The organism is Streptomyces sp. 891-h (assembly GCF_022760275.1).
Classification (GTDB): domain Bacteria; phylum Actinomycetota; class Actinomycetes; order Streptomycetales; family Streptomycetaceae; genus Streptomyces; species Streptomyces spirodelae.
This window is the reverse complement of the sequence record NZ_CP050693.1, coordinates 7,167,296-7,184,353: the sequence shown is the minus strand read 5'-3', so window position 1 is coordinate 7,184,353 and position 17,058 is coordinate 7,167,296. Positions and strand designations below refer to the sequence as shown.

Annotated in this window: 18 protein-coding genes; 12 read left to right on the top strand and 6 right to left on the bottom strand. The window is 69.2% G+C overall.

Translation table 11 applies throughout. The features are described from left to right. Window positions 1-442: 442 nt before the first annotated feature. The gene (locus tag HC362_RS31850; protein ID WP_243087818.1) at window positions 443-1,783 is read right to left on the bottom strand and encodes an MFS transporter; all 1,341 of its coding nucleotides are present in this window, start codon (window positions 1,781-1,783) and stop codon (window positions 443-445) included. A gap of 117 nt (window positions 1,784-1,900) precedes the next feature. Between HC362_RS31850 and HC362_RS31845 the strand changes: the two genes are divergently transcribed. The 4 genes from HC362_RS31845 to HC362_RS31830 all read left to right on the top strand — a co-directional run bounded on the left by HC362_RS31845 (window position 1,901) and on the right by HC362_RS31830 (window position 4,177). After that, window positions 1,901-2,350 (top strand): helix-turn-helix domain-containing protein, encoded by a 450-nt coding sequence (locus HC362_RS31845; protein WP_243087817.1) that lies wholly within the window; start codon window positions 1,901-1,903, stop codon window positions 2,348-2,350. Between the two features lie 57 nt (window positions 2,351-2,407). Beyond that, a complete protein-coding gene (locus HC362_RS31840; RefSeq protein WP_243087816.1) occupies window positions 2,408-2,818 on the top strand; it encodes a VOC family protein in 411 nt (136 codons plus the stop codon). Window positions 2,819-2,972: 154 nt separating this feature from the next. Continuing rightward, complete coding sequence (locus HC362_RS31835) at window positions 2,973-3,494, top strand: AraC family transcriptional regulator (protein ID WP_243087815.1); 522 nt, start codon at window positions 2,973-2,975, stop codon at window positions 3,492-3,494. 5 nt (window positions 3,495-3,499) lie between these two features. Then, on the top strand, window positions 3,500-4,177 hold the full coding sequence (locus HC362_RS31830) for a glyoxalase (protein WP_243087814.1): 678 nt from the start codon (window positions 3,500-3,502) through the stop codon (window positions 4,175-4,177). 65 nt (window positions 4,178-4,242) lie between these two features. Here the strand turns inward: HC362_RS31830 and HC362_RS31825 are convergent, their stop codons facing one another. Together HC362_RS31825 and HC362_RS31820 are read right to left on the bottom strand one after the other, a co-directional pair. Beyond that, window positions 4,243-4,821 carry a hypothetical protein gene (locus HC362_RS31825; protein WP_243087813.1) on the bottom strand — a complete coding sequence of 193 codons (579 nt, stop codon included), beginning with the start codon at window positions 4,819-4,821 and terminating at the stop codon, window positions 4,243-4,245. A 145-nt stretch (window positions 4,822-4,966) separates the two neighbouring features. Next, window positions 4,967-5,779: a metalloregulator ArsR/SmtB family transcription factor gene (locus HC362_RS31820; RefSeq protein WP_243087812.1), complete on the bottom strand. Its 813-nt coding sequence runs from the start codon at window positions 5,777-5,779 to the stop codon at window positions 4,967-4,969. Between the two features lie 198 nt (window positions 5,780-5,977). Between HC362_RS31820 and HC362_RS31815 the strand changes: the two genes are divergently transcribed. The 4 genes from HC362_RS31815 (at window position 5,978) to HC362_RS31800 (ending at window position 9,229) form a co-directional block, all read left to right on the top strand. After that, window positions 5,978-6,931 carry a LysR family transcriptional regulator gene (locus tag HC362_RS31815; protein ID WP_243087811.1) on the top strand — a complete coding sequence of 318 codons (954 nt, stop codon included), beginning with the start codon at window positions 5,978-5,980 and terminating at the stop codon, window positions 6,929-6,931. Window positions 6,932-6,988: 57 nt separating this feature from the next. Beyond that, entirely contained in the window at window positions 6,989-7,531 is a 543-nt protein-coding gene (locus HC362_RS31810) for a DapH/DapD/GlmU-related protein (protein ID WP_243087810.1), read from the top strand. Window positions 7,532-7,639: 108 nt separating this feature from the next. Next, a complete protein-coding gene (locus tag HC362_RS31805; RefSeq protein WP_243087809.1) occupies window positions 7,640-8,212 on the top strand; it encodes a hypothetical protein in 573 nt (190 codons plus the stop codon). 159 nt (window positions 8,213-8,371) lie between these two features. After that, entirely contained in the window at window positions 8,372-9,229 is an 858-nt protein-coding gene (locus HC362_RS31800; RefSeq protein WP_243087808.1) for an arginase family protein, read from the top strand. A gap of 54 nt (window positions 9,230-9,283) precedes the next feature. Here the strand turns inward: HC362_RS31800 and HC362_RS31795 are convergent, their stop codons facing one another. Together HC362_RS31795 and HC362_RS31790 are read right to left on the bottom strand one after the other, a co-directional pair. After that, a complete protein-coding gene (locus tag HC362_RS31795) occupies window positions 9,284-11,122 on the bottom strand; it encodes a glycoside hydrolase family 15 protein (RefSeq protein WP_243088902.1) in 1,839 nt (612 codons plus the stop codon). A gap of 307 nt (window positions 11,123-11,429) precedes the next feature. Then, window positions 11,430-11,615 carry a hypothetical protein gene (locus HC362_RS31790; RefSeq protein ID WP_243087807.1) on the bottom strand — a complete coding sequence of 62 codons (186 nt, stop codon included), beginning with the start codon at window positions 11,613-11,615 and terminating at the stop codon, window positions 11,430-11,432. A 642-nt stretch (window positions 11,616-12,257) separates the two neighbouring features. On the opposite strand from HC362_RS31790, the gene HC362_RS31785 reads away from it, so the two are divergent. Next, entirely contained in the window at window positions 12,258-12,536 is a 279-nt protein-coding gene (locus tag HC362_RS31785) for a DUF1876 domain-containing protein (RefSeq protein ID WP_243087806.1), read from the top strand. 117 nt (window positions 12,537-12,653) lie between these two features. Here the strand turns inward: HC362_RS31785 and HC362_RS31780 are convergent, their stop codons facing one another. Then, on the bottom strand, window positions 12,654-13,514 hold the full coding sequence (locus HC362_RS31780) for a universal stress protein (RefSeq protein WP_243087805.1): 861 nt from the start codon (window positions 13,512-13,514) through the stop codon (window positions 12,654-12,656). A 306-nt stretch (window positions 13,515-13,820) separates the two neighbouring features. Here HC362_RS31780 and HC362_RS31775 point away from each other — a divergent pair, with 306 nt between their 5' ends. The 3 genes from HC362_RS31775 to HC362_RS31765 all read left to right on the top strand — a co-directional run bounded on the left by HC362_RS31775 (window position 13,821) and on the right by HC362_RS31765 (window position 17,058). After that, window positions 13,821-14,708: a universal stress protein gene (locus HC362_RS31775; RefSeq protein ID WP_243087804.1), complete on the top strand. Its 888-nt coding sequence runs from the start codon at window positions 13,821-13,823 to the stop codon at window positions 14,706-14,708. 179 nt (window positions 14,709-14,887) lie between these two features. Further along, window positions 14,888-15,610 (top strand): VOC family protein, encoded by a 723-nt coding sequence (locus tag HC362_RS31770; RefSeq protein ID WP_243087803.1) that lies wholly within the window; start codon window positions 14,888-14,890, stop codon window positions 15,608-15,610. A gap of 293 nt (window positions 15,611-15,903) precedes the next feature. Continuing rightward, window positions 15,904-17,058 carry an ATP-grasp domain-containing protein gene (locus tag HC362_RS31765; RefSeq protein WP_243087802.1) on the top strand — a complete coding sequence of 385 codons (1,155 nt, stop codon included), beginning with the start codon at window positions 15,904-15,906 and terminating at the stop codon, window positions 17,056-17,058.

The window sequence follows — 17,058 nt, the reverse complement described above, 5'->3', positions numbered from 1 at the left end:
GGGCGGAACCGGCGCCGAAGGCTGCGAAGGCCGCGGACTGCGCGGCGCCGACCTGAGCGGCGCGCCCTTTCGGTGCTCTCCGTGCTCTCGGTCCGCTCGGTCCTCACAGGGCCACGAGGCCTCCATGGGGGGTCATCCGGGGAAGCGGACGGGGCGCGTCGCTCCGCCTGCGCGCGAACTTCCTGGTGGGAGTCGTGCGAGGTGGTCCGCATCGCCTCTTCGTAAGCGGCCAGCGCCCCCACGGCTGCCGCACCCGCCAACCCGCGACGGCGCACGACGCCCTTCAGCCAGGCGAAGAAGCCCAGCACCGCAGCCAAGCAGACAATCGTGAGCAGATACGGTACGGCCTCAGCCACAGGACCGGTCCTCTCTCTGTTTCGCACCCGCTCCGAACGTCTCAACGCGCTGGAAGCCCAGAAGGATCCCGCGGCATCCGTCGTCTTCACCCGTTGATCGGATCGGTCCGGTCCGCGGGGGCCGGCCACTCAGCCGCGGAGACGCCACCGGGCAGTCCCCTACGGCGGGTCGTCACCCACAGGAGCAGGGCTGCGAGGCTGAACGACGCACCGAGGGCTGTCACGGCCGGCCAGCCCGCCGTCGCGTAGGCGAGTGAGGAGCCGAGGGCGCCCAGGCTGCTGCCCACCGAGTAGAAGACCATGTAGCCGCCGATGATCCTGCTGCCCGCGTCGGGCCGGACGGCGTGGAGGAGGGTCTGATTGGTGACGTGGACGGCCTGCACGGCGAAGTCGAGCAGGACGGCGCCGACCGCCAGTGCCGACAGCGATTGCCGGGTCAGGGCGATCGGGAGCCAGGACAGCGTCAGCAGGACGAGGCCGACGCCGGTCGTGCGCTGGGCGAGCCCCCGGTCGTTCCACCGCCCGGCCACTCCGGCGGCGACGGCCCCGGCCGCACCGGCGATCCCGAACGCGCCGATCGCGGTGTGCGAAAGCGACCACGGCGGTTCACTCAGAGGCTGCGCCAGGCCGCTCCACAGCGTGCTGAAGGCCGCGAAGACCAACAGGGCGAGCGCGCCCCGGACCCGTAGCAGCGGATGGCGGGCGAAAAGAGTGACGGTCGAGGCCACGAGCCGTCCGTACGACGCCTTCCGCAGTCGTCCGGATGACGCCTCACGCACCCCGGCGGACGTCGTACCTGGTGGCAGAGCGCGACGCAGCAGCAAGGCGAGGACGGCGGTGACGCCCGCGGAGGCCAGGTAGACCGCACGCCAGCCGGCGAGGTCGGCGAGGAGACCGGCGGCGGTACGGGCCAGCAGAATCCCGGTCACGATGCCGCCGGTGACGGTTCCGACGGCGCGACCGCGTCGGCCCGGTGCGCTCAGCGCTGCCGCTGCCGCGACCATCGTCTGGGCGACGACGGCGAGCAGCCCCACCACGGCGAGCGCTCCGAGCAGCGCCCATACGCCCGGCGCCAGCCCGGCGGCCAGCAGCGCGAACGCCAGCAGCCCGAGCTGACCGGTGATCAGCCGCCGGTGGTCGAACAGGTCCCCGAGCGGCACCAGCGTCAGCAGGCCCACCGCGTAGCCGAGTTGGGTGACGGTGACGATCGCACCGAGCAGCCCCGAGCCGAGCGCGAACCGCTCACCGAGGGTCACCAGCAGCGGCTGGGAGAAGTACACGGTGGCGACGGAGCTGCCGCAGGCGAGGGCGAGGAGGGGCACGAGCCGGGCAGGCGGCGACGGGTCCGACACCGACGCCGCGGTACGCGCCTCGCGTCCGCCTGTCCCACCGCCCTCGCCGACCGCACCGGAGCACTGGATCGCCATACCGCCACACCCCTCCACTTGGTTGCATCTTGCTACCTGCGAGACGGTAGCCATGCGAGGTAGCATGTTGCAACCAGACCAGGGAGAGGCCCGGAGGAATGCAGAGAGGAGCCATGGATGGTCGCCCGCACCCGTTTCGATGACGACCCCTGTCCCGTCGCGCGGTCGGTGAACGCCATCGGCGACTGGTGGTCGCTGCTGATCGTGCGGGACGCCTTCGACGGCAGCCGACGCTTCAGCGAGTTCCAACGCAGCCTCGGCATCGCCAAGAACATCCTGGCGGCGCGGCTGCGCACGCTGGAGAACGCCGGGGTACTGCGCTGCGCGCCCGCCCCGGACGGCGGGTCACACCGCGAATACCTCCTCACGGACAAGGGCCGCGCCTTGTTCCCGGTGATCGTCGCCCTGCGCCAGTGGGGCGAGGATCAGTGCTTCACCCCCGGCGAGGAGCACTCCCGCCTGCTGGACCGCCGGACCAGCAGCCCGTTGCGCCGTTTGCGGATCCAGGCCACGGACGGCCGCCCGGTGGAACCGGAGGACACAGTCGTGGAGAAGATCCGAGCGTGACCGAAACGATCGGGAATCGAGAAGCGCGGGAGAAGGGCGGCAATTAGCCTGCCCAGCATGGATATCACCATTCACACGAGCTTCCTGCCGCACGACGACCCGGAAGAGTCGCTCGCCTTCTACCGCGACGTCCTGGGCTTCGAGGTCCGTAGCGACGTCGGACAGGGCAAGATGCGCTGGATCACGGTCGGCCCGGCCGGTCAGCCGGACACCTGCATCCTCCTGGCCCCGCCGGCTGCCGACCCCGGGATCACCGACGACGAGCGGCGCACCATCACCGAGATGATGGCCAAGGGCACCTACGGCTGGATCCTGCTGGCCACCCGGGACCTCGACGCCACGTTCGAGAAGGTGCAGACCGGCGATACGGAGGTGGTCCAGGAGCCGACCGAGCAGCCGTACGGCATCCGGGACTGCGCCTTCCGCGACCCCGCCGGCAACCTCGTCCGTATCCAGGAGCTGCGCTGAGTCGTACGGACCGGGGCGCGCGCCCGCCCGCATCGCGGCCGCGCTCCCGCCGGCTTGGGCGGACCGGCCTCGGCCAGCCGCTCCTCACCCGCTGTCCGTATGCGCCCGACGCAGGACGGAAGAGAACGGAACAACGAATGAAGGGGAAGAGCTGATGTGCCGGCCCGAGTGGGGGCGCGCACGCGTCGAGGCGCAGCGCCTTGCCGACCTCGCGCGGCTGCGCCGCGTCCGTGACCGTATCGACAGGGAGTACGCGCAGCCGCTGAACGTCGAAGCGCTCGCACGTGGTGTGAACATGTCCGCCGGACACCTCAGCCGACAGTTCCGGGCCGCCTACGGCGAGTCGCCGTACGCGTACCTGATGACCCGCCGCATCGAGCGCGCCACGGCGCTGCTCCGGCGTGGCGACCTCAGCGTCACGGAGGTCTGCTTCGAGGTCGGCTGCGCGTCACTGGGCACGTTCACGACCCGCTTCACCGAGCTCGTCGGGATGCCGCCGGGTGCGTTCCGGCGGCGGGCGGCGGACGCGACATCCGACAGTGCTGCTCCGGTGGACACGGGCGACGACGCGGGCTCCCCGGTCACGGTGCGGGGCATGCCGGCGTGCGTGGCGAAGCAGGTGACAAGACCGGTCAGGAATCGAGAAGCCCCGGCCACCGGCCGCGGCCTAGCGTGAGGGACATGGCAACCACCGCTTCCCACACCTCCCTCGCCTCCGTCACCCTCGAGGTGGCCGACCCCGAGGCCGCCCACCGCTTCCACGCAGCCCTCGGAGTGGACTCGCACATACGGCAGCGGGCGTCCGAGGCGCCCTCCACCGGATTCCGCGGCTTCGCCCTGGCACTCACGGTGTCCCGGACGGCCACCGTCGACAGCCTCATCGGCACCGCCGTGGACGTCGGCGCGACGGTACTGAAGCCCGCCACGAAGTCGTTCTGGGGCTACGGCGGCGTCGTCCGGGCCCCGGACGGGACGATCTGGAAGGTCGCGACCTCCGCCAAGAAGGACACCGGCCCGGCGACCCGTGAGATCGACGAGATCGTCCTGCTGCTCGGCGTCGAGGACGTGAAGACCACCAAGCAGTTCTACGTCGACCACGGCCTGACCGTGGCCAGGAGCTTCGGCAGCAAGTACGTGGAGTTCGCCTCCGGCGAGTCCGGCTCCGTCAAGCTGGCGCTGTACAAGCGCCGCGGCCTGGCCAAGGACCTCGGCGTCACCGCCGACGGCACAGGCTCGCACCGCATCGTCCTCGGCAGCACGGGACCCTCCGCAGGCCCCTTCACCGACCCGGACGGGTTCGCCTGGGAGGCCGCCACGTCTCTCCCCCACGGACCGGCCACCGCGTCGGCAACGTCCTGACCCCGGACGCTGCCCCCGGGTCCGGTCGGGTCACGATCCGGAGCCTATCGGGGCAACACCGTGCCTCAGTCCTGCCTGTAGGCGTGGCCTTCTTCGTTGAGGAGTACGTAGGCGGGATCGAGCGCCGCTGCGGCGCGGGCGCGCTCCAGCAGCCAGGTCAGGGGAGGGAGCGGGGCCAGGCCGAGGCGCTCGAGGAGTTCCGCGCGCATCCCGGCCAGGTCTTCGAGCCCGGCGGCCTCGATGTACTCCGCGTCGTCCGCGTCGCGGAGAGCTTCGAGTGCCTGTTCGTCCATCTCCCGGCCCTCCCGTTCCCCGTACACGGCTTCGTCGGCGCACCGCAGTCCGATCAGCAGAAGCAGCGCGTCGCGGAGAGTGGTTCCGATGAGCCCGGCGGAGCCTTCGGAATCGGCGAAGAGCACGGGGCGGTCTTCGCCGCCCCCCTCACCGCAGAGGAAGTACGTGCCGCCGCTGTCGTCCTTCGCGATCGGCTCCAACGGCTCACCGGAGGCCAATCGCACCGGTTCGACGTGGGTGATGGGCCCATAGGCTTCGACAAGGGTGTCGAACTCGAAGGGGAACCGGGCCAGGAGCGCGGCCTGTCGGTCGGCCTTGAGCCGGTCGAGCAGAGATCCGGATGTCGTCACGGCGGGACTCTACAGCGGGGTCGGCGGTGCCAGTCGGGCCAAAGCCGAGCCCGCCTGCGGCGACGCCCCGTACGCGACCGTCCACCGGGCCGGGGCGGACTCGGTGGGTACCTTGTCGCGGTCGTCCGCGACCGGAGCAGGGCAGTCAGCTGTTCTGGCCGGCGGGCTCGGGGTCCGGAAGTGTCTCGCCGGTCTCCAGCAGTGTCTTGAGGCCGGAGAGGAGAGCGGGCCAGCCGTGCTGGATCATCTCGCGGACGGTGCTGCCGGGTTCGAAGCCGTCGTGGATGACGGTCAGCTTGACCATCTCGCCGAGGGGTTCGATGGCGAAGGTGACTTTCGACCGGGGTTCGGCGGCGATTTCGGCGAGCGTCTCCTCGCCCACTCCGGCGGCTTCTGCCCACTCGGGTGTGAAGGTGTGCCAGGTGTAGGAGAGCCGGCGGTAGGGGTCCGATTCGAGTACGACCTGTTCGGGGTCGGCCGTCTTCGCTCCGCGCTCCTCCCAGGTCATGGTCGAACCGGTTTTCCAGTCAGTGGCGAATCGCAGGCCCCAGTAACGCTGGGTGAAGGCCGGGTCGGTCAGGCCCTGCCAGAGTTTTTCGGGCGTGGTCTTGATGTAGGTCGTGTAGACGAATGCGGTGCTGTCCATGGCGGTGCTGTCCTCCAGTGCGCGTTTGAGGTCGGTGAGCGCGTGGACCCGCTCGCGGTCGTAGCGGCTGATCCAGCGTTCGGCGATGGCGTTGATCGGCTCGGCGTTGAGGTAGTGGAGCTTCTCCCTGCCCTGCCGGACGGTGGTGACGAGGTTGGCCGCCTCCAGGAGGGCCAGATGCTTGCTGACCGACTGCCGGGCCATGTCCAGTTCGGAGCACAACTCGCGCAGGCTCTGGCCGTTGCGGGCGTTCAGGCTGTCCAGCAACCGCCGGCGGCCGGCGTCGGCCAGCGCCTTGAAGACCTCGTCCATCTCCACCCTCCAACATGCAGCCGATTGGCTGCATAAACAATAGGCAGCCAATCGGCTGCATGTCAATCGCCGGTGTCGGCGGCCTGGCGACAACCAATGGTTGGGGAGCCAGGGCAGCGAAAGCCGAATGGCTGCGTACTCGCACAACCAGCCCTCGCCGAGCCACAACGTTCAGTTGGGCGCTCCTAAGCTGACCCGGTGGACACCGAGGCACTGCGATCGTTCGTCCGGGCAGCCGAGCTCGGACAGTTCCAGCAAGCGGCAGACGAGCTGGGCGTGACACAGCAGGCCGTCTCCAAGCGGATCGCCGCCCTGGAGCGCGAGCTGGAAGCGCGTCTGTTCTCACGTACCGTCCGAGGGATCGAGCTGACGCTCGACGGGCAGGCGTTTCTCCCCCATGCGCGGAGCATCGTCGCGGGTGTCGAACGTGCCATCACGGCGGTCAGGCCGGGGGGCCGGGCTCTTCGGATCGACGTTCTCGGTCTGCGATGCGCGCAGGCCGTCGTCCTGCACGATTACTGGCGGTCACACCCCGAGATCAATCTCGATGTGGTGACCCTCAGGGCCAACGACCCGCGCGTGGCGGTCGCCGCTGTCGAGGCGGGCGACGTCGACGCCTCGTTCCGCTCCGTCACCGACCCGTCCACGCTGCCGCCCGACCTGCAGATGATCCACGCGTTCGACTCGCCGCTGGAACTCCTCGTCGGCCCCAGACATCCGCTCGCCTCAGCGCGGAGCCTGACACCGCAGCAGTTGCGAAAGCACCGCATCTGGGTGCCGGGTATCGCACCCCGAAGCGAATGGGCGGAGTTCTACGACCAGCTCGCCACCCATTTCGACCTCCGCATCGACGCGGCAGGCCCGCACTTCGGAGACGAGGTGCTCCTGGACGCCCTCGCGGACTCAGCGGACGTGGCCACCCTCGTGGGCGCACGCGACCGGTACATCTGGCCGACCAACTACGACCTGCGCCGTATCCCCGTCGTGAATCCCACGCTCGCCTACCCGCTCTCGCTCATCCTTCCCAGGACGAATCCGCACCCAGGACTCCGCGGAATCATCGCGCACCTCGAAAGCCTGCCAAGCCTCCCTGAGACGGCCTGGCGCCCGTCCTGGGCAACGTCACCACGCCCCGGCACCAACGCCCAGTAGATCCTGCCCGGTTACCGGAAACGCCAGAAGTACCGGTCCTCCAGAAAGAGCCGTGCCATGCCCAGCGACCGCCTTATGCGCATACACAGTGCCGAGTTCCAGGCCATGGCAGAGAGGGTTCTGCAAGTCACCGAACTCACCTCCCGCCTCAATGTCCTGCCCTTCGATGACGAAGCGGGCAAAGTCGCGCTGTTCGAACAGATCCTGGGCAAGCCACTGCCGCCGAAAGTCACCATCTATCCCCCCTTCTACACGGACCACGGTCTCCACCTCGACCTCGCCGAACGTGTATTCATCAACCAGAACTGCACGTTCCTCGACTACGCCGGCATCCGCCTCGGCGAGCGGGTGATGATCGGCCCCAAGGCCACGTTCATCACCGGCGGCCATCCGGTCGACCCCGAGGAGCGGCGGCTGTATCTCACCGGCGCACCCATCGACGTGGCGGAGAACGTGTGGATCGGCGCCGGTGCCACGATCCTGCCCGGGGTCAGCATCGGACGTGACGCCGTGGTCGCCGCCGGCGCGGTCGTCGCCGACGATGTCCCGCCGGCAACCCTGGTGACCGGCGCCAAAGCCTCTGTGTACCGACAGTGGTGACGCGCCTCAAGTGGAATGCTCGCCGGTCACAACAGGGCAACGATGACCGCCGGACATGCATGCGTGAAGCAGACTTCACATACGTCACCTGCTCCGACCAGAGGAATCATGCGCTACGTCCTCCGAGCGTCCACGCTCGCAGCAGTCTGCTTTGTGAACCTCGCTGCTTGTACTGGCAGCGACAGCAAGAAACACGATCCGCACCCGAGTCCGCGCGCTGCTTCCAAGCTGGGGCAGAGCGCCCGAACTGCCGGAGCAGACGGCAAGGGGACCGCGCACCTCACCCCGAACACGGTTGTCTACGTCGACAAGACGCGCACGCACTCCCCGAAGCACGACCTCTTCGCCGTCGTCGCCGTCGAGGCCGCGAACAGGACGAAGACACCGGTGAAGGCCACCAGCGACAAGGGCGGATTCCGCTGGAAGACCCCCGACGGGCACACCGTCGAGGCGGGAAACAGCAAGGGCGCGGAACAGATCGCTCCCACTGGGTTCACTGACGGCGGGCCAACCGTCAAGCCCCACGCCTACAGGGTCAACACCGTCGCCTTCGACATCACCACCGCGGAACGAGGTGGCACGCTCATCTACCGCGACGGCGACGGTGCGGACTTCCGCTGGAAGATCCCCGCCAGGAATTCAGGAACCGCTGTCCCCGCGCTGAAGTCCGCGTTGCAGTGAAGCGTCACCGTCGGAAAGTCCCCTCAATCCGGCGTGCAGGAGCGGAACCGGGTGGACAGCCCGCAGCCCAGCTGCAAATGTATGCCTCATGACGTATGTACATGCATCCGGCCGGTGTTGCGGGACCGGCTGCCTCCGCACCCACATGGACCGCACGCCATGAGCACGGCCCACCACGCCAAGGCGTCTCGTGCCGCTCTCGTGATCCCCCAGTGGCAGGGATCGGCCGCGCGCCATCCGCAGCGGCTGGTCGAGGGGGCACACCGGTTGAGTGCCATGCTGCCCGCGACGCGCCGCACCGTGGTCGACATCGGCCTCGGCCCGGGGCGGGACCAGGAGGGCGTACGCAGCCTCGACGTGCTGAGCAGCGCGCGGGACGCGGTCAGGGCCGCGCTGGGCCGGAGCGGCGATGACGCGCTGCTCACCGTGGGCGGCGACTGCGGTGTCGAACTCGCGCCTGTCGCCCATGCTGCCGTCCGACATGGTGACGGTCTGGCCGTCGTCTGGTTCGACGCCCACGCGGACCTCAACACCCCCCGGACCTCTCCCTCGGGTGGCTTCCACGGGATGGTGCTGCGCACCCTGCTCGGTGAGGGGCCGACGGCGCTGCTGCCCAGGCCGGAAGAGCAGCTCTCCACCCGGCAGATCGTCCTCGCGGGCACTCGCGCCCTCGATCCCGCCGAGCTGTCCTTCACCGAGTCCGAGGGAATCCCTGCCCTGTCCGTCCAGGCTCTCCGGGAACCGGCCCAACTCGTCTCCGCGGTGGCGGGTACGGGGGCCACCCACGTCTATATCCATGTGGACCTGGACGTGCTGGACCCGGAGCACTTCACCAGTCTGTCCTGCCCGGAGCCGGGTGGCCTGCACCCCGACCAGCTGTGTGCTGCCCTGCGCATGCTGACCGAACGCTTCCATCTCGCCGGTATCGGAATCACCGAACATGCCCCTGCCGCCGGTTCGGCCGACAGCGACAGTCACATCCTCGGGAGGATTCTCGACAGCATGGCCTGCCGATAGCGACCGTCTGCGCCCCGGCACCGGCCGACCAGACCGGTCATCCGGCCAGACCGGTCATCGGGCCCGCGCCGAGCCCTCCGCCGATGGGTCCGGAACCGGAACCGTGCGAGGTGGTTGGGAAGCGTCTAGGGCGGCGAGATGGGTGGCGGTGTTGACCAGGGCAATGTGTGAGAGGGCCTGAGGAAAGTTTCCGACGAATCGTTCAGCATGGGTGTCGTACTCCTCGGACAGCAACCCGAGATCGTTGCGCAGGCTCAGTAGCCTCTCGAAAACCGCCCGGCCCTTGGCGATGTCCCCCTGCTGGATGTAGCAGTCCGCGAGCCAGAACGTACAGGCCAGAAAGGCGCCTTCGCCCTCGGGGAGCCCATCGATGCCCGGGGTCTGAGGATTCATGGCGTAACGCTGAACGAAACCCCCGTTCAGGAGCTCTTCCTCAACGGCGCGGACGGTGCCCAGCATGCGCTTGTCGCGAGCGGGCAGAAAGCCGATACCGGGGAGGGTCAACAACGCGGCGTCCACCGTGTTGGAGCCGTAGTGCTGGGTGAAGGTGTTGCGCCGGGGGTCGTACCCCTTCTCGCAGATCTCGGAGAAGATGTCCGCGCGCAGGCGCTTCCACCGGTCGGCCGGTCCATGGAGGCCGAAGTCCTCCACTGCTTTGACGGCCCGGTCGGCTGCAGCCCAGGCCATTGCTTTCGAGTGCGTGAAGTGCCGTTGTGGTCCGCGCATTTCCCATATTCCGCTGTCCGGTTCACGCCAGTGTCCCTCAAGGAAGTCCATCAGTTTCCGCTGCACCTGCCAGGCGTCCTCGGCGGGAGGGATACCCGCGTGGCGCGCCTGGTGCAGGGCGTCCATCAGTTCCCCGAAGACGTCCCACTGGCGCTGTCGTGCGGCGTCGTTGCCGATACGTACCGGCCGGGAGCCCTCGTAGCCGGGCAGCCAGTCCAGGGCCAGCTCGGGCAGCCGCCGGGTGCCGTCGACGCCGTAGAGGATCTGCATCTGCTCGGGTTCCCCGGCCACCGCCCGCAGCAGCCACTCCCGCCAGGCGCGGGCTTCGTCGTCGTAGCCGGAATCGAGCAGGGCCAGAAGGGTCAGGGTGGCGTCTCTGATCCAGCAGTGGCGGTAGTCCCAGTTGCGGACGCCGCCGAGACGTTCCGGCAGCGAGGTGGTGGGTGCGGCGATGATGCCACCGGTGGGCGCGTAGGTGAGCGCCTTCAAGGTGATCAGCGAGCGCACCACCGCTTCCCGGTACCGGCCACGGTAACGGCAGCGTCCGGCCCACTCCTGCCACCACCGCTCGGTGGCCGAGACGACCTCTGGGCCGGGCCGAGGCGGGCTGCCGAACTCGCGGGAGGTCCAGCCCAGATGGAACTCCGCTCCCTCCCCCGGACCGATGTGGAAGTCCGTGACGGCCCGGCCGTCCTCCGTCACGTCGAGGTGGAAGTCGCAGTCCAGCGTGAGGTGGTCCGGCCCGGCCACCGCGTGCAGCCGCCTGCCGTCCGGCCGGAACCACGGAACGATGCTGCCGTAGTCGAAGCGGGGCACGAAGGTCATACGCATCGGCACCCGCCCGCTCACCCCCTCGACTCGGCGGGTCACATCGGGTCGGTCATTGCGGACAGGCATGCAGTCGAGCACCCGTACCTCGTCCCCGGCCTGGTGGAACGTCGTCTCCAGCACAAGGCTGTCAGGGCGGTAACGCCGCGCCACCGACCATCCGTCCCCGCGCGGCGCCAACGACCAGTAACCGTGCCGTGCCTCACCCAGCAGCCGCGCGAAACAGGCCCCCGAGTCGAACCGTGGCAGGCACAGCCAGTCCAGCGAACCGTCCCGGCTGACGAGACCGGCCGTGTAGGTGTCCCCGATCAGTCCGTAGTCCTCCAACGGCGCGGACAGAGTCGACCTCCTTACTGATGGCAATGGGTTGCTTGCGACGCGTGGCGAGAAAGCTCAGCACACGGGTACCGCCCCGGGGCCCACTGGAAACGGGGCCCGCGCCCGGGCGTCTGCGGGAAACCCTTCGGTCGAGCGCCTGGCCGGGCCAGTGGAAGGGCAGCGGTAGATCGATCTGAACGTCACGGGCCTGGCGAACGTCCTCGGCGCGTTCACGCCGCAGTTGGTGAACGTCGCAGGGGAACGCGGTGTGGCCGACGTGCGTCGGAGCTTCGCTCCGCGTGCCAACCTCCAGCAGGTCACACCATGCTCACCCGGCAGCGCGCAGCGCTTCGGCGATCTCACTGTCCGCCACGGCCATGGCAGCGTCGGCGCGGACGTACCAGACCTCGCGTCGGGCCGGCGCCAGCCCCGCCCAGGGGTGCCGTTCGGCGCTGTACCCCAGCGTCCTGTACAGCGCCATGGCATAGCGCTCGCGCCGCTCGTCCTCGCTCATCCGGTCCTCTTCTTCCGTGGTGCTGAATCGTCGCGCCTGGTCGCACCGTCTCGCCGTCGCCCCGCGGCAACGGCGCCTCCGGCCCGTGCCTCCGAAGAACCTTAAGCGTGTGGGTTGCGGAGTGCGTGAGCGTGATCTTCTCCCCGAGCGCGCTCCGCTCTGCCGCGGCGCTCCTGAACGGCAGAACGGCAGCAGCTCTGCGCACGGCCTCCAGCTGCGGAAGCCCGGGCGTGATGGTTCCGGTAGCCGGCACCCGGGTCGCGTACGGGCCGGGATCAGAGGAATCTCTCGAACCGGTCCAGAAGCCGTTCGACCATTCCCGCCATACGCCGCACGGTACTGACCCCGCCCTTGGGCGTCAGCGGTCCGGACAAGGATCGTTGCGGCTTGTTGTCGACGAAGGCGAGCCGACCGTCCGCCCTTACGGAAGATGACCAGCCCGCCGCTCCCACGTCTGTCCGCGATCGACGTGCGCACGCTGCCGTCCGACAATGGAAGTGGCGGGGGAACGGACCAGCGAACTGCTGGGGGTGGCTCATGGGTCACAGAACTCCCCGTGCGCATCCGCCTCGCGCCCTTGCGCGGCTCGGCTCCAGAACAGGCCGCGCCCCCAGCGGTCCGTAGCCAGGCGAGGAGAGAGTCATGACACACACCATGGAGTGGAACGTTCGTCTCGACCTCTTCGAGGACGACCAGGGAGAGACGCAGGCACACGTAGTGCTGGACAACGGAACCACGGCGCTCACCGGCCGCGGAGCGGCGCACTGCCACCCTGCGGACATGAACGTGCCGGAGATCGGTGACGAGCTTGCAGCGGGCAGAGCCATGCGCGATCTCGCCCAGCAGCTGCTGAGCATCGCCGAACGCGACGTCCAGCGGGCCAGCGCGACCCGGTCGAGGGACCGCCAGGTCACCGGATGACCCACGTGACCGGCCTGCGGGACAGGGCGGAAGGGGGACTTGCAGCAATCGAGATCATCGACCGAGCCGGGACGCCGTCGGCCGCCTGACGATGGCCCGACGGTGGCCTGACGATTGCTATTCGTACGGGACGACGGCAACCGGACAGGCGGCATGGTGCAGCGCCGCATGGGTGACCGGGCCGATACGGGTGGGGAACGGGTGACCCCGCAGGCGGCGGCCCACCACGAGCAGGCTCGCTTCCTTGCTGCTCTCGACGAGGAACGGGGCGCCGGGGCCCATCGCCAGCTCGGCTTCGACTTCGACGTGCGGAAAGCGGCGCCGCCAAGGCATCAGAGTTCGGTCCAGCTCCGCCTCGGCCCGGTCCCCGGCGCGTATCACGACAGCCGGGTCCGGCAACGCGGACGGATACGAGTACAGCGCCCGCACACTCCACGCGTGCGCGGCCCGGAGCACCGCTCCGCGACGGTCAGCGGTCTCGAAGGCGAAGTCGAGAAGAGGGCCGTGGGACTGCTTCGGATCCACTCCGACGATCACTGGAGCTGTGGTGCTCCGGCTCCTGGCATCGGGATGCCGCACCGCGACGACCGGCATGGTGGCGTGGGCGATGACCGACAGTCCGACGGAGCCGAGGAAGAACCCCGCCACCGGGCCTAGCGCGCGGGAGCCGAGAGCGAGTACGGGCGCCCCGTCGGCCGCACCCAGCAACGCCCGTACCGGGCCGTCGCCGAGCGCCTCCTCGTGTACGTCGAGTCGCGCGGAGACCTCCCGTGCGGCCTGGGCGGCTGCTCGGAGGGTTTGGTGAGGCCCTGGACCTTCTCCGCCGGTCTCAGCGGCGGGGAAGTCAGGCACGTGTCTTCGGCCCACTGCCGTCACGATACGGAGGGCGACGCCGCGCCAGGCCGCCTCCGCCGCCGCCCATCGGACGGCGTTCAAGCTCTCGTCGGAGCCGTCGACCCCGACCACCACCGTGTTCACCCGGGCCCTGTCTCCCTGCTTCCCGTAGCTTCCCGTACCCACCTGGGGTCGGCTTCTCTCGGCCGCCCCGGCCGCCTCCTCCCAGGGGAGCACTGATGGCTTCTGCCGGCCACCGCGGGTGCGGTCGCCGCGCCCCGCCGCCCCGCTTTCACTCGCCCCGGCCCGGCCCCGCCCGTCCGCCGCCCGCCCGTCCGCCGCCCGCCCCGGAAATCGTGCAGGTGACACCGTCAGCGGGTTCACTTCTGAGGAGGGGCAGAGCGAGGCGGAGCGAGACAGGCCGGACCGGCGAGACGGAGGCTGAGGCGCGTGACGGGCACTATCACCGTGGGTTTCGACGGCTCGGCGGCGAGCCAGGCAGCCGTCGACTGGGCTGCACAGGAGGCGGAAAGGCAGGGCCTGCCTCTCCGGCTCGTCCACGTCTGGCGCTGGCACCCCCACCGGTTCGGCATGGATCCGGAGAAGGAGTACGACTGGATCGAACACGTACCGAAGCGGGCAGCGCAGCGAGTGGCGGAGCACCATCCGGATCTCGAGGTCGAACGGCTCAGCTTGCCCGGCGTGGCCGCCGACGTGCTGGTCGACCTGACGGACGAGTCACCCCTCCTGGTACTCGGCTCCCGGGCCCTCAGCCGGACGAGCGGGTTCCTGCTGGGCTCCGTCGGGCAGGAAGTCACAGCGCGGGCCCAGGGGCCGGTCGTCCTGGTGCGGGCCGCCTACGCGGACGAGGAGGTGCGTCAGGACCTGGAACCGCCGGAGCGGCCGTCCGGAGGGCCGGTGGTCGTGGGGGTCGATCTACGGCAGCCGAGTCAGACGGTTCTGCAGTTCGCTTTCGAGACCGCGGCGCTGCACGGGGTGAGCCTGCGCGCGGTCCACGTGTGGAAGCTGCCGCCTGTCTTCACCTACGACCCGCGAATGCTCGATCGACAGGAGCAGAACGAGATCGGGCAACGGGAGCACCATGTGCTCGCGACAGCTCTGCGGCCGTGGCGCGAGAAGTTTCCCCGGGTGGCCCTGGAGGAGCGGGCCGGGCCGGGGAGCGCGGCGCGGAGCTTGATCGAGTGGTCCGAAGACGCGTCGCTGCTGGTGGTGGGCCGTCGTGTGCGACGTCCGATGCTGGGGACACGGCTGGGGCCCGTCACCCATGCGGCCTTGCACCACGCCATGCCTCCGGTGGCCGTTGTCCCGCACGCTTGACCGCGCGCCTCGCGTTGGACGAGGCGGGCGGCCGCGGAGGGCTCACCCTCTGCCCGCTCTGCTGAAATCCGGCTGCGGTCGGCCTCGCCCGGCCCTTAAGCTTCGCTGCGCCGGGGCGGGCTCAGGAGGCGCCCTGGCGCCAACAGTCGGTCGGTCAGCGGATCGGAGCTGCACGGGGGATGACTTCTCAACTGTTCGCGGTCTGTTTCGGTACGAGCCGGCCGCTGCGCCTGGCCCGGTTCTGGTCCGGGCTCCTGGACTGGGAGACGGCCGACGATCCGAGGGACGGTGTCACGCTCTTGCCCTGCGATGACACCGGTTTCCGCATCCGTTGCCTTCCGTCCGAGGAGCCGAAGACCGGCCAGAACCGGATGCACTTCGATCTCACGAGCACCTCCCTGGACGACCAGCGGCAGACGGTGGCCAAGGCGCTGGACCTCGGCGCACAGCACATCGACATCGGGCAGAGCCCGGAGGAAGGCCACGTGGTCCTGGCCGATCCCGACGGCAACGAGTTCTGCGTCATCGAGCCGGGCAACCGGTTCCTCTCCGACTGCGGCTTCATCGGAGCGCTGGCCTGCGACGGCTCGCAGGAAGTCGGGTACTTCTGGAGCGAAGCCCTGGGGTGGCCGCTGGTCTGGGACCAGAACCAGGAGACCGCGATCCGCTCCCCGCACGGCGGCCCGAAAATCACCTGGGGCGGCCCACCCCTGATGCCGAAGCCCGGCAAGAACCGGCTGCACTTCGACATCGCTCCCCCCGCCAACGGCGATCAGGACTCGGAGATCGACCGTCTGATCTCCCTCGGAGCAACACGAGCCGACACACCCCAGGCCGTGGCCGACGGGATACCGATGACCGACCCCGACGGCAACGAGTTCCGCGTGTTGACGCCCCGGTAGCACTGCGCTCGGCAGCCCGCTCCCCGCCCCACTACGAGCAACGGGCTACGCGGCGGTAGCAAAGCGGCGGCCCCCGCACCCCCTGCACGCCCTCCCTACGTCGCTCATGCCCGGCTGCGACGGCCGTGCAAGGGCGACGCGGCGGGCGTAATATCCCACATATGTCTGCTTTGGGCGGCGATGCGAAGAATGTCTTCGTACTGGGGCTCGACGAGCGGAATCGTGAGCTCCTGAATGACATCCCGCAGCTTGCGGGGTGTCGGTTTCATGCGCTGCTGGGGCGGGAGGAGCTGATGCACGGCGCGCCAGTGCCGCTGCGCGGGCTGCTGGAGAAGGCGGAGAGCAGGCTGGACGCCTTCGAGGGGTCGATCGACGCGATCGTCGGCTACTGGGACTTCCCGGTGAGCTCGATGGTGCCGATGCTGTGCGCGCGGCACGGCCTGCCGTCCGCTTCGCTGGATGCGGTCGTCAAGTGCGAGGACAAGTTCTGGAGCCGGCTGGAGCAGCAGAAGGTCTGCGACGCGCACCCGCCGTTCGGTCTGGTGGATCTCGACGACCCGAAGCCACCGCCGGAGGTGAACTTCCCGATGTGGCTCAAACCGGTGAAGTCCTATTCCTCCGAACTGGCGTTCAAAGCGGCGGATCTCGAACAGTTCACCGTCGCTGCAGGGCGGATCAGGGAGGGCATCAGCCGGGTCGGGGAGGCGTTCGACTCAGTGCTGTCGATGCTGGACCTCCCGCCCGAGGTGGAGAAGGCAGGCGGCCAGGCGTGCCTGGCCGAGGAGGAGATCTGCGGCCACGAGATCACGGTGGAGGGCTACTCCCGGAACGGCAGGGTCCACGTCTACGGAGTGATCGACTCCATGCTGTATCCCGGCGCGTCGAGCTTTCTGCGGTACCAGTACCCGTCGTCGGCACCGGCCCAGGTCATCGAGCGGCTGATCGACATCGCCGGCCGGGTCGTACGGCAGATCGGCCTGAACAATTCGACGTTCAACATCGAGTACTTCTGGGACCAGAAGCGGGACCGGATCAACATCGTCGAGGTCAACCCGAGACTGTCCCAGTCGCACGCACCCCTCTTCGAGTACGTCGACGGACTGCCCAACCACGAGTGCATGGTCAGTCTCGCGCTGGGCAACGAGCCTCTGCTGCCGTTCCGCCAGGGCCACTACAGAGTCGCCGCGAAGTGGTTCCTGCGGCGGTTCTCCGACGCGCGGGTGCGACGGTGTCCGAGCCAGGACGAGATCGCCCGGGTGCGGCGCGAGATGCCCGACACGATCGTCGACATCGTCCCGAAGGAGGGCCAGCGGCTGTCCGAGCTGCACTCGCAGGACAGCTACAGCTACGAGCTGGCCGCCCTCTACCTGGGGGCCGACGACGACACCGAGCTCGAAGAGAAGTACCGGCGCTGCCTGGAACTGCTGCCGTTCGAATTCGACGAGTAG